This is a genomic window from Neoasaia chiangmaiensis (assembly GCF_002005465.1).
Lineage (GTDB): Bacteria > Pseudomonadota > Alphaproteobacteria > Acetobacterales > Acetobacteraceae > Neoasaia > Neoasaia chiangmaiensis.
In genome coordinates this window covers 3150775-3163004 of sequence record NZ_CP014691.1, presented here as the reverse complement: position 1 = coordinate 3163004, position 12230 = coordinate 3150775, and the positions used below count along the sequence as shown (strand labels likewise).

Here is a 12230-nt window from a genome sequence, read left to right as displayed (position 1 = left end):
GGACCGATCCCCCCTGCCATAACGGCGCGTTCGAATGTCACCGGCCTATGCTGGCAAGCAAGGGAACGAACGCCATGTCACCAATCCTGCCGGTTTCCGGAGGGCGTCGTCCTGCCTCAACATTGGACACGGGCGAAATGACATTCAGTTCGGCAACTGGCGCAGCGATGCCGATCGGCTCAAACCGGATCCCCCGGCCTTCTTGCCGCCCGAGCAGCGGGTCGATTTCGCGATCATGGGACTGGGCAGACTGTCGCTGGGACAAATCCTGCCAGCCTTCGCTGCTGCAAATACGCACGGCCCGTCGCGCCCATTTCAAATCACCGGGAAAAAGCTGCAACGGTTGCGGCGCCATACGGGATTGCCCCCGCATTCGGTTTATGACGAAGAAACGCCAGGCTCAGTGATGACCGTGCGGCGCGTTCATGCCGCGTCCAAGACGCTGCTCCGCCATACGCGCCAATCTGACGAACGGCAATCCAAGAAGGAGATACGCCAGGCCGATCAGTAGTCCCGTCCCCACATAATCATAGTAGGTAGACGAAAGCCGGACATACGTCTGGCTCAACTCGGTCAGGGTAATCACACTGACGAGCGACGAGTCTTTCAACAACGAGATGAAGTCGTTGGTCATAACCGGCACAACGGTGCGAAATGCCTGCGGCACGATCACCAGGCGCAGGGCCTGCATATGCGTCATATTCAGCGCTATTGCCGCTTCCATCTGACCGCGCGGTACCGACAGTAACCCGGCCCGATAGTTCTCCGCCTCGTAAGCCGCATAGTTCAGGCCCAGTGCCAGAACACCTGCGAAAAAGGGGGACAACCGAATGCCCAATGATGGCAAGCCGTAGAAAATGAAGAGGATCTGGATCAGCAACGGCGTGCCGCGCACAATTTCGATGTAGAGCCCCGCCAGCCAGCCGATTGGCCTTGGCCCGAAGCGCCTCATCAACGCCAACAGGACACCAAGCCCGATGGCCAGTACCATCGCGCAAGCCGAAACCAGCAATGTCAATCCGGCACCATGTGCGACGAGCGGCAGGAAACCGATGTAACGCATGATGCGCGCGTGAAAGCCGCCCGTGCCGGCAATCGCGGCCCGATAACGATCCCACTCTACCGGCGCGACGTCAGACTGCGTATGATCGTTGAAGGCATTCGCCATCTGTGGCGTCCACAGATTCCAGCGCGCGAGAATACGATGCAGTGTCCCATCGGCGATCAATCCGCCCAAAGCCGCATCGACCTTGTCCCGTTCCGCCGTATTGTTCGCAGCAAAGGCAATGCCATATTCGGTTCGGCCGATCGGTTCGCCGACCAGTTTGAAGTCCGCCGACACAGCACCATAGTACAAGGCGATCGGGCCATCGAGCAGAATGGCATCCAGCCTGCCATTGCGCAGGTCGGAGAAAGCATTGCTCTCCTCCTCATACGCGCGCACCATGATGGTCGGCTCGCGCAATAGAATGCGCTCCGCCAATGTGTCCTTGATCGTTCCGAGCGTATGCCCGCGCAGCGACCCCAGCGTATCGAGTCCGGTCTGATTGCGCCGAACGATGATGCGTTCGCCCGTTATGTAATAAGGCCGTGAAAACAGCGCCGCCGCCTTGTGCTCCGGCGTCATTTCGATGCCATCGAGCACCATCTGATACATGCCGCGCTGTAGCCCCGGGATCAGTCCTTCCCAGTCATTCTGGATATAGACCGGCTTCTCATGCAGCCGCGCACCGAGCGCCTCGACGATTTCATATTCGAACCCCTCGAGGCGCGACGCCGATTGGGGGTCATGAAAAACATAGGGTACGTTCGCCTCGCCATCCGAAGCCCAACGCAGTTCCGGCATATCGGCGGCGTGCGCAGAGTTCATGATGCCGCATAAACAGCACGCGAAAAGCCAGAGCGTCGCAAGTCGCTTCATGAAAGCAGCGTTCTCAGGAAGCGCCGTGTCCGTGCATCATGGGGCGCTGCGAACATCGTGTCCGGCACACCCTCCTCGACGATTTCGCCACCTTCGACATAAAGAACCCGGTCGGAAGCGGCCCGTGCAAATCGCATGTCATGAGTTACAACGATCTGGGTCATGCCTTCATTGTCCAGCGCCCGCATGACCTGCAGGACCTCCTCCGCCAACTCCGGATCAAGCGCCGAGGTCGGCTCGTCATACAACATGACGGCCGGTTTCATGGCCAGGGCGCGGGCGATTGCCGCGCGTTGCTGCTGGCCGCCGGAAAGCGTCTGCGGATAGCGATCCATCGCCTGCACCAGCCCGACCTTATAGAGCAGTTCGCGCGCGACCGCCTCGGTTTCGCCCGTCGGGCGACGTCGGACGCATCGCGGGGCGAGCATAACGTTCTCCAGCACCGTGTATTGCGGAAACAGATTGAATGACTGGAACACCATGCCGACATGCGCCCGCAGCTGATGCGCCTGTCGCTCGTCGGCACGCGTCCAGCCCCGCCCCGATTGACGTTCGACACGCACATCCTCGATCCGTATGACGCCGCCATCGGGCACTTCGAGCAGATTCAGACAACGCAGGAAAGTCGATTTACCGCAGCCGGACGGACCAATGATCGAGACCAGCTCCCCCCGCTCAACGCGGAGGGAAATATCCTTCAGAACGGCATGCGCACCGAAGCTTTTCCGCAAACTTCGAGCGTCGAGAACGATATCGTCGTCAGCCAGCGTCCATCATCCCGCGCAAGACATAGGGCAAGATCCCTCCATGACGATAATAGGCCACCTCGTCAATCGTATCGATCCTGCACAGAAGGTCGGCTGTCGCGGTCGTGCCGTCGGCACGCTCGATCGTCATGACGACATTCATGCGGGGACTGATATCGGCCAGACCCGACAATGTTATGCGCTCCGAACCATCGAGACCCAGCGTCTTGCGCGTCACGCCTTCGGGAAAGGTCAGCGGCAATACGCCCATGCCGACGAGGTTGGAACGATGGATACGCTCGAAACTCTCGGCAATGACGGCCTTGATACCCAGCAACCGGGTACCCTTCGCTGCCCAGTCACGGGATGAGCCCATGCCGTACTCTTTCCCGCCGAACACAACGAGCGGCACGTTTTCCGCGCGATAACGCTCAGCGACCTCATAGATCGACGCCACCTCCCCATCCGGCAGATGCTTCGACATACCGCCTTCGATGCCCGGCACCATCTCGTTGCGAATGCGGATGTTGGCGAACGTCCCCCGCACCATGACGCGATCATTGCCACGCCGAGAACCATAGGAATTATAGTCCGCCACGGCGACCTGATGTTCGCTCAGATAACGCCCGGCCGGTGAGGACGGCTTGATCGCGCCCGCCGGAGAGATGTGATCGGTCGTAATGTTATCGCCGAGTAGCGCCAGAATCCGTGCACCGACAATATCGCTCGTCCCGCCGGGCTGAAGCGTCAGCCCCTCGAAATACGGTGGATTCTGAATGTATGTCGAACCCGGCGACCAATCGAACTGCCGCGCATCGTCCGCAACGGCCAGTTCCTGCCAGTGCTGCGTGCCTTCGCTGATCCGGCCATAGCGGTCGAGGAAGCTCTCGCGCGTCAGGGAAGAACCGACCAGCGCCGCAACTTCCTCGTTGCTCGGCCAGATATCGCGCAGGAAAACGTCGCGCTCATCGCTCGAGACACCGAGGGGCACCGTCGTGATATCGGCGCGCATCGTGCCCAGAAGCGCATAGGCGACGACCAGCGGCGGACTTGCAAGATAGTTGGCGCGCACGTTCGGCGAAATGCGTCCTTCGAAATTGCGATTGCCGGACAGCACCGAGGTCGCAACAAGCCCGTTGCCTTCGATGGCATCCACCAGCGGCTGGGCCAGGGGGCCGGAATTGCCGATGCACGTCGTGCATCCGTAGCCGACCGTCTCGAAACCCAGCGCGTCCAGATCGGCCGACAACCCGGCTCGGTCCAGATAATCCGTAACCACCTGCGATCCCGGCGCAAGCGACGTCTTGACCCACGGCTTGGGCGCAAGACCCAGCGCGCGCGCCTTCCGCGCGACAAGACCGGCTGCCACCAGAACGGCGGGATTGGAGGTGTTGGTACACGAGGTGATCGCGGCAATGACGACATCGCCATGACCGAGGTCATAATCCGCACCCGCTACCGGAACGCGGCGTTCACGCTGCTCCGGCTTGACACCAAGCCCGTCCGTCAATGCATGCTCGAAGGCGTCGGCGGCGCTCTTCAGGTCCACACGGTCCTGAGGGCGCTTCGGCCCGGCGAGAGACGGCACGATGGTTCCGAGATCCAGCGACAAGGTGGTCGAAAACACCGGCTCGGGCATATTGGCATCGCGGAACATCCCCTGCGCGCGCAGATAGGATTCCGTCAGGCGGATACGATGTTCGTCACGGCCGGTCTGGTGCAGATAGTCGAGCGTCAGCGCATCGACCGGGAAGAAGCCGCAGGTCGCACCATATTCCGGTGCCATGTTGGCGATCGTCGCGCGGTCGGCAACCGGCAGGCGATCGAGTGCCGGTCCGTAGAATTCCACGAATTTGCCGACCACGCCTTCCTTGCGCAACATCTGCGTGATCGTCAGGACCAGGTCGGTGGCTGTCGCGCCTTCCGGCAGCAAGCCATCGAGCCGTACGCCCACCACGTCCGGGATCAGCATGGCGATCGGCTGGCCCAGCATTGCCGCCTCGGCTTCGATACCGCCCACGCCCCAGCCCAGCACGCCCATGCCGTTGACCATGGTCGTATGGCTGTCCGTGCCATAGAGCGTGTCGGGATAGGCATAATCCCGGCCATCGACATGTGCTGTCCAGACGGCCTGGGCAAGATACTCGAGGTTGACCTGATGGCAGATGCCCGCCCCCGGCGGCACCACGCGGAAATTCTCGAATGCGCCCTGGCCCCAGCGCAGGAACGCGTAGCGTTCGGCGTTACGCTGGAACTCGATGGCAACGTTGCGCTCCAGTGCGTCTTTCGTGCCCGCCACATCCACCATCACCGAATGGTCGATCACCAGATCGACTGGCACCAGCGGATTGACGCGCTCGACATCTCCGCCCAGCGTGACGATTCCGTCGCGCATTGCCGCCAGATCGACGACGGCAGGAACACCCGTGAAGTCCTGCATCAGGATACGCGCTGGCTTGAACGGCACTTCCTGCGTCGAATGCCGGTTCTTTACCCAATCGGCGATCGCCTGCGCATCCTCGACGCGATAGCTCGATCCATCCTCGAATCGAAGAACGTTTTCCAGCAGGATCTTCAGGCTGACCGGCAGTCGCGAGAGGTCGCCAAGTGTGGAAGCGGCTGCCTGCAAGGAGAATATGCGATACGACCGGCCATCGACCGCAAGGTCTTGCGCCACCCCCAACGAATCCCGTCCCGTCGCGCGCATGTCCATCCCTCCGCTCAGTCCATATGCCGGGAATTTGGCCCGGCGGCTTTCGCCCTCTATACAGTCTCTCCGCCGCTCCGCACAGGGCCGGAACAACACGCTTACGAAAGCCGATGCCAGAGTTTTCCTTCCGCCCGCATGCCCGCCTGACCGCCTGCAATATCGTCGTCATCCGCGGTGAACGTCTGGTGCTCGACGATGTCGGCTTCGACCTCGACGACGGGGAGGCACTGCTGCTGACCGGCCCCAACGGCGCCGGCAAATCCACGCTGTTGCGCACTCTCGCCGGTCTGCGCCGTCTCGATGGCGGAAAGATTCGCTGGCGGGAAGACGAGGCTCCCGTCTCGTCATCACGTCTGGCTTACCTTGGCCATCAGGATGCGTTGAAGCCGGGCCTGACGGTTGCCGAGAACCTCACCCTGACCGCACGGCTCAATGCCACCGATCTGGATACCGCGCTCGCCCAGGTCGATCTCCTTCCTCTGGCCGAACTCCCTGCCCGGCTGCTTTCCGCCGGGCAGAAGCGCCGCGCGGCAATCGCCCGCGTGCTGCTGGCCGACGCGGCCCTCTGGCTTCTGGACGAGCCGAGCCTCGGACTCGACGCCGCTGCCGTTGAAAAGCTCGGCGGCCTTCTGGCTACCCATCGCGCCAGAGGCGGCATGGTGATCGCCACCACACACGTTCCCTTGCCGCTCCCCGCGCCACGGCACCTGGCCTTGCGCGCGCCCGACATGGTGCCCGAACGATGATCGCCGCCCTGCTTGCCCTGGTCGGCCGTGAAATCCGCCTGGCTGTGCGACATGGGGCCGATACATTGGCCGCGCTTCTGTTTTTCCTGCTTTGCGGGAGCCTGTTCCCTCTGGCACTCGGTCCCTCGGCCGATCTCCTGCGCCGCATGGCACCGGGCGTCGTCTGGGTCTGCGCCCTGCTGGCGACATTGCTGCCGCTGGACCGCCTGTTCGGCTCGGAACTGGAGGACGGATCGCTGGACCAGCTTCTGCTCCTCGGTCTCCCGCCCTCCCTCGTCGCACTCAGCAAGATCGCGGCCCACTGGTTGACCACCGGCTTGCCGCTGCTCATTGCCGCCGCGCCCATGGCCATCATGCTGGGCCTGCATCCGCACGATCTGGCACCGCTTCTTATCGGATTGGCGCTTGGTACGCCGATCCTGTCCCTGATCGGCGGCATGGCGGCCGGCATTGTGCTGGGCGCGCGCCGGGGCGGTGTCCTGCTGCCACTGCTCGTCCTCCCACTGGCCACGCCGGTGCTGATTTTCGGTGCAGCTGCCGCCTATGCCGGAGAGTTCGATCTGTCCTACGCCGTGGAATTCGATCTTCTCGGTGCATTTCTGGCGCTCTCCGCCTTGCTCTGCCCGCTTGCCGCGGGGAGCGGGCTTAAGGCGGCGGCGGCAGCATAAGGGGCGTTGCTCGCTTCACAAGCGGAACAATCTGGGCAATATTTTTGATATTGCCTCACTTCCGGACTTGCTTGATGCGTTTATTTTCCACCCTCCTGATCGGCACGACAGCTCTCTCGTTCCTCGCTACCGCCGCCAACGCCTCCCCCGGTTACCTGCGCAGTCCCAGCGCCGCGGCACAGATGGTGGCCTTCGAGGCGGAACAATCGGTCTGGACCGCTCCGGCGCAGGGCGGTCAGGCCAGCCGGCTGACCAGCAATACCCATGTCGATCCACAACCGGTGCTGTCGCCGGATGGCCGCAACGTTGCCTTCCTCGCAGACTTCGACGGCCCGACTGAAATCTACGTCATGCCCGTCGCAGGCGGCACGCCGAAACGCGTGACGTTCGAGAGCCTGTCGGGGCGTGTCGCGCCGCGACCGATCGGCTGGGACGCCCACGCGGGCATCCTCTACAGCACCACGCCCGACACGGGACCGGCCTTCAGTCGTATCGTCGCCAGTGTCGACCCCGCCACGCTGGCCCGGCACGTCTATCCGTTGGCCGACGCCAACGACGCAGCCCTCAGTCCCGACGGTCGCTGGATCTACTTCGTACGTTTCGGCACGGCCATCAGTGGCGATCATCTGCGCGCCTATCGCGGCGGCGCGTTGTCACAGCTTTGGCGTTTCGATCTGCAAAGTGGTCATGAGGCCGAACGCATCGGACCTCAGGACGTCAACCTGCGACGTCCCATGCTCTGGCGCGATCGCCTCGTCGTCGTGAGCGATCAGAACGGTCGTTATAACCTGTGGAGCTACGCGCTTGACGGCACCGATCCGCAACAACTGACGCATCACATCGACTTCGGCATCGAGGATGCGAGTCTCGCGAACGACCGCATCGTCTACCAGCTTGGCGCCGATCTCTTTGCCTATGACCTTGCCGGTCGCACGACCGCGAAACTGCCGATCGACATCGCGACGGACGATGCCGCCCGGCGCCCCCAGTGGCTGGCCCACCCCTTCCGCTACCTCAACGACATCGCGCTCGCGCCGAACGGACAACTGGCCGCACTGACCTTCCGCGGGCATGTCATCCTCGCCGGCAGCGGCCCCCGCCGACGCGTGCAGATCGCCGATGCGCCTAACATCCGCTTGCGCCACGCCGTCGTCAGTCCCGATGGACAGGCCGTCTACGCCTTCAGTGACGCATCCGGTGAATCCGAAATCTGGCGCTTCCCGACCAACGGCGATGGTCATGGCACGCAACTGACGCATGGTGGGCATACCGAGCCCACCGGCCTGTATATATCTCCCGACGGCAAGCGTATCGCGCATACGGATCTGTTCGGTCGCCTTTCCATCTTGGACATCGCAAGCGGCACAGACCGCGTCATCGACGATGCCACGAAGGACGGCACGAACACCTACGACACCGCAACATGGTCTTCGGACAGTCAGGCGCTGGTGTTCGTTCGCACGCGCGCCGACAATATCCGGCGGCAGATGGCGCTCTACACGGTGGGCGATGGCAAGATTCTCTGGCTGACCGACGGCAAATACGAATCGTATGCCCCACGCTTCAGCCCCGATGGCCACTGGCTCTGGTTCCTGTCGGACAGGACATTCAATCTCGCCAACGACTCGCCATGGGGCGATCGCAATATGGGACCAGCCTTCCCGAAGCGCACCGGCATCTACGCGCTCGCGCTCCAGCCGAATGAAAAGTTTCCGTTCCAGCCACGCACGGAACTCGACGCGCCGCCACCGGAAAAGCCCGCGTCAACGGACAAGAACGACAAGAAGACCAAGCCCGCGTCCATCGTCACGGCCGGTCTGCCGGAACGGCTCTATAAGGTCCCCGTTCCCTCCGGCGACTATCAGTCACTCGATGCGTCGGACGAATTCCTGTTCGTCTTGGACGGGACGGACGACGCCAATCCGCTCAAATCCATTCATATCGACAACGAAGCCCACAAGATCGAGACGTTTGCCCCGTCGGTCGAACATTTCGAGATCACGCCGGACGGCAAGACGATGCTGCTGCGGAAGCATACGCCCAACGACGCACCGCCCAGCCTGCTGCTTGTGCCTACCGGCGCGAAGCTGCCGACGGATACCGCGCAGAATGGCATCAAGCTCGACGATCTCCGCTTGCGGATCGATCCTGGCGCTGAATGGGCCGAGATGTTCGACGACGCATGGCGCCTGCGCCGCGATCATTTCTACGACCGCAACCTGCTGGGCGTGAACTGGGATTCGATCCGCGCGCGCTACCGGCCGCTTGTGGCCCGCCTGAGCGACCGGTCCGATCTCGACGATCTGCTGGGTCAGATGGTCGGCGAACTGGGTGCGCTGCATTCACAGCTCAGGCCCGCCGACGTGGATCAACGCCCCTCAGGCGATCTGATCGCAGGTCTCGGCGCGCATCTGGCGAAGGAAAACGACGGCTTCCGCATCACGCATATCGATGCCGGCGATCCCGACCTGCCGGATCAGCTTTCCCCGTTGCTGGCACCTGGGGTGGATGCGCGTAACGGAGACCTGATCGTCGCCGTCAACGGGCAGAACGTCGTCGGCGCGCCCGACCTGTCCGATGTTCTGGCCGATCAGGCGGGGCGGCAGGTCCTGCTGACGTTGCGTCGCAACGGAAAGGAGATTCGAACCGTCGTGGTCGCGACAAGCGCGCGTCAGGAATCGAACCTTCGTTATGGCGACTGGGAACTGGGGCGCGCCCAGGCCGTCGAGAAAGCCAGTAACGGTCGCATCGGCTATCTGCATCTGCGTGCGATGACCGACCCCGATATCGCAAGCTTCGCGCGGGATTTCTACGCCAATCTCGACAAGGACGGTATCGTCATCGATGTCCGCCGTAATATGGGTGGCAATATCGATTCCTGGGTGCTGTCCAACCTGCTGCGACGCCCATGGATGTTCTGGGGACGCTACAATAATGCGCCGGCCGTCAACATGCAGCAGTCTTTCCGCGGGCACATCGTCGTTATCTGCGATGAATTCACCTATTCCGATGGTGAGACTTTCTCGCAGGGCATCAAGTCGCTCCACATCGCCCCGCTGATCGGCATGCGAACCGCCGGCGCTGGCGTCTGGCTTTCGGATAGTGACCGCTTGATCGACAAGGGCATGGCTCGCACTGCCGAAAATCCGTATTTCGATCTCAACGGGCATTGGCTTGTCGAGAACCACGGCGTCGAACCGGATGTCGTCGTCGAAAACATGCCGCATGCGACATTCAACGGCGACGACCAGCAACTGATGAAGGCTGTCGATACCCTGAAGCTGGAACTCCAGAAGGAGCCCATTCAGAAACTCGTTCCGGAGGCCTTCCGCCCCGCCGTCCCCGCTCCACAATAACAGTTACCGAGCGCGATATGGCCGACAGGACCGGCAATATCGCGCCTTTCACCGTCAGCGATCCAACAGTCAGAACGCCGCCAGGAACAAACGGCGAGTTTCAAATCGGCCGGTGCTCTTCCAGGCCCGCAGGACAGGTCAGCGATAAGCCGAAAAATCCGCCGACAAGATGATTTCGCTGCACATGGCCGTCAGATTGTCGGCGGCGCCGGCAGGTGGCCAGATGCCCGCCTCCGTTGCCTGACGGCGGATATCGGTGCGCTGGGCCAGGCTTTCATAGGGCCAGATATGACAGAAGCGCGCGGCGCCATCGAGCGATTCCATCACCGCAAAAAGTGAGGACAATGCCAGACGGCGCGGCAATGCCGACAGGAATCCCGCCGTCATGTCAGCCATGCGCGAGGTCGCCACGTCATAGCAGCGCCATTCATAGATCGGACCATGTTGGCCAGGCGGAAGGACGCCATCGCCAACAACACGCCAGCGCGTGCGGTCCGTGCCGCCTGTTCCCGCCGGCAAGTCTGTCGCACCGAGAATAGGCGTTTCATCGAAAAACGAGAGGGTTTCAGAGGTGCGAAACAGTGTGATCCGGTTCAACGTCCCGAATTCGTTCGTCCAGCACCCAAGACCCGCTCTTTCGACATGAGGACGAAGCGCTGCCAAAACCCCACCCATCTTGCCGGGTGCACACTGCACGATCAGGGTTTCGGCATAGAGCATGGCGACGTCCTATTTCAGCGAATCAACGAAGCGTTCCAGCCAGTGGATCGTATAGTCACCACGCTGGAACTGCGGGTCGGCCAGAATCTTGCGATGCAACGGTATGACGGTCTTCACACCTTCGACAACGCATTCCTCCAGCGCACGCTGCATGCGCGCGATAGCTTCCGCACGCGTCGGGGCGTGCACGATCAGCTTCGCGATCATGCTGTCATAATAGGGTGGCACTCGATAGCCGGCATAAATGGCACTATCGATTCGAACACCCAGCCCGCCCGGTGCGTGGAAAACCTGAATGGTCCCGGGGTTGGGCAGGAAAGTTTCAGGATCTTCAGCGTTGATGCGGCATTCGATGGCATGTCCACTGAAACGGATATCGGCCTGCTCGTATCCCAATGCCTGCCCCGCCGCGACGCGGATCTGCTCACGCACGAGATCGACGTCACAGACCATTTCCGTCACCGGATGTTCGACCTGCAGACGCGTGTTCATCTCGATGAAGCAGAACTGACCGTCCTGATACAGGAACTCCAGCGTGCCGGCGTTGCGATAACCCATTTTCTTCAGCGCGGCCGTCGCGGTTTCGCCGATGGCATCCCGCTCCGCCGTAGACAGGACAGGCGAGCCGGCCTCTTCGAGCAGTTTCTGGTGACGGCGCTGCAACGAACAGTCGCGTTCGCCGAAATGCACGACGTTCCCATGCGTGTCGGCGAGGATCTGCAACTCGATGTGGCGAGGCTTGTCGAGATATTTCTCGAGGTAGACCTCGTCGTTGCCGAAAGCGGCGCGTGCTTCCGTGCGCGCCACGCTCCAGGCTTCCTCGATCTCGGCTTCTGTCTGCGCAACCTTCATGCCACGCCCGCCGCCACCGGCAGCCGCCTTGATGAGCACGGGATAGCCGACACGATCGGCAACTTCGCGCGCTTCGTCGATCGATCGCAGCGCGCCGTCGGAACCCGGCACCAGCGGCACGCCAAGCGCCTTCATCGTCGTCTTGGCGGTGATCTTGTCGCCCATCATGCGGATGTGCTGGGCGGTCGGCCCGATGAAGGCCAGCCCGTGTTCTTCCACCGTTTCGGCGAAGTCGGCATTTTCCGACAGGAAGCCGTAGCCGGGATGGATGGCATCCGCGCCCGTGATGGTCGCCGCCGACATGATCGCGGCGACGTTCAGATACGATTCCCGGGACGAGGGCGGTCCGATGCAGACTGCCTCATCGGCGAGGCGAACATGCATCGCATCAGCGTCGGCAGTCGAATGCACGGCGACCGTCGCAATGCCCAGTTCACGGCATGCGCGTTGGATGCGCAGCGCGATTTCGCCTCGATTGGCGATGAGGATCTTGGAAAACATCGGGAGCCTG

General features: G+C 62.2%; 9 protein-coding genes. 3 read left to right on the top strand and 6 right to left on the bottom strand.

Annotation, left to right across the window (positions count from 1 at the left end; genetic code table 11):
- Nucleotides 1-37: 37 nt before the first annotated feature.
- Genes A0U93_RS16525 through acnA form a run of 4 tightly spaced genes read right to left on the bottom strand, consistent with a single transcriptional unit; the run spans nucleotide 38 to nucleotide 5374 of the window.
- A complete protein-coding gene (locus tag A0U93_RS16525; protein WP_077808022.1) occupies nucleotides 38-355 on the bottom strand; it encodes a hypothetical protein in 318 nt (105 codons plus the stop codon).
- Between the two features lie 45 nt (nucleotides 356-400).
- Complete coding sequence (locus A0U93_RS14905; protein ID WP_077808021.1) at nucleotides 401-1921, bottom strand: ABC transporter substrate-binding protein/permease; 1521 nt, start codon at nucleotides 1919-1921, stop codon at nucleotides 401-403.
- Nucleotides 1918-2652 carry an amino acid ABC transporter ATP-binding protein gene (locus tag A0U93_RS14900; protein ID WP_281251200.1) on the bottom strand — a complete coding sequence of 245 codons (735 nt, stop codon included), beginning with the start codon at nucleotides 2650-2652 and terminating at the stop codon, nucleotides 1918-1920. Before A0U93_RS14900 ends, A0U93_RS14905 begins: the two co-directional genes overlap by 4 nt.
- Before the next feature lie 28 nt (nucleotides 2653-2680).
- Complete coding sequence (gene acnA, locus A0U93_RS14895) at nucleotides 2681-5374, bottom strand: aconitate hydratase AcnA (RefSeq protein ID WP_077808589.1); 2694 nt, start codon at nucleotides 5372-5374, stop codon at nucleotides 2681-2683.
- 113 nt (nucleotides 5375-5487) lie between these two features.
- Here acnA and ccmA point away from each other — a divergent pair, with 113 nt between their 5' ends.
- The 3 genes from ccmA (at nucleotide 5488) to A0U93_RS14880 (ending at nucleotide 10147) form a co-directional block, all read left to right on the top strand.
- Nucleotides 5488-6123, top strand: a complete 636-nt coding sequence (ccmA, locus tag A0U93_RS14890; protein WP_077808019.1) for a heme ABC exporter ATP-binding protein CcmA — start codon at nucleotides 5488-5490, stop codon at nucleotides 6121-6123.
- Nucleotides 6120-6791 (top strand): heme exporter protein CcmB, encoded by a 672-nt coding sequence (gene ccmB, locus A0U93_RS14885; RefSeq protein ID WP_077808018.1) that lies wholly within the window; start codon nucleotides 6120-6122, stop codon nucleotides 6789-6791. Before ccmA ends, ccmB begins: the two co-directional genes overlap by 4 nt.
- A 74-nt stretch (nucleotides 6792-6865) precedes the next feature.
- Complete coding sequence (locus A0U93_RS14880) at nucleotides 6866-10147, top strand: S41 family peptidase (protein WP_077808017.1); 3282 nt, start codon at nucleotides 6866-6868, stop codon at nucleotides 10145-10147.
- 138 nt (nucleotides 10148-10285) lie between these two features.
- On the opposite strand, the gene A0U93_RS14875 is transcribed toward A0U93_RS14880, so the two are convergent.
- On the bottom strand, nucleotides 10286-10867 hold the full coding sequence (locus A0U93_RS14875) for an NIPSNAP family protein (protein WP_077808016.1): 582 nt from the start codon (nucleotides 10865-10867) through the stop codon (nucleotides 10286-10288).
- A 9-nt stretch (nucleotides 10868-10876) separates the two neighbouring features.
- The gene (gene accC, locus A0U93_RS14870) at nucleotides 10877-12220 is read right to left on the bottom strand and encodes an acetyl-CoA carboxylase biotin carboxylase subunit (RefSeq protein WP_077808015.1); all 1344 of its coding nucleotides are present in this window, start codon (nucleotides 12218-12220) and stop codon (nucleotides 10877-10879) included.
- Nucleotides 12221-12230 lie beyond the last annotated feature (10 nt).

Coding starts and splice junctions, on each gene's coding strand:
- A0U93_RS16525 (WP_077808022.1), bottom strand. CDS start 355: ATGGCGCCGCAACCGTTGCAGCTTTTTCCCGGTGATTTGAAATGGGCG.
- A0U93_RS14905 (WP_077808021.1), bottom strand. CDS start 1,921: ATGAAGCGACTTGCGACGCTCTGGCTTTTCGCGTGCTGTTTATGCGGC.
- acnA (WP_077808589.1), bottom strand. CDS start 5,374: ATGCGCGCGACGGGACGGGATTCGTTGGGGGTGGCGCAAGACCTTGCG.
- ccmA (WP_077808019.1), top strand. CDS start 5,488: ATGCCAGAGTTTTCCTTCCGCCCGCATGCCCGCCTGACCGCCTGCAAT.
- ccmB (WP_077808018.1), top strand. CDS start 6,120: ATGATCGCCGCCCTGCTTGCCCTGGTCGGCCGTGAAATCCGCCTGGCT.
- A0U93_RS14880 (WP_077808017.1), top strand. CDS start 6,866: ATGCGTTTATTTTCCACCCTCCTGATCGGCACGACAGCTCTCTCGTTC.
- A0U93_RS14875 (WP_077808016.1), bottom strand. CDS start 10,867: ATGCTCTATGCCGAAACCCTGATCGTGCAGTGTGCACCCGGCAAGATG.
- accC (WP_077808015.1), bottom strand. CDS start 12,220: ATGTTTTCCAAGATCCTCATCGCCAATCGAGGCGAAATCGCGCTGCGC.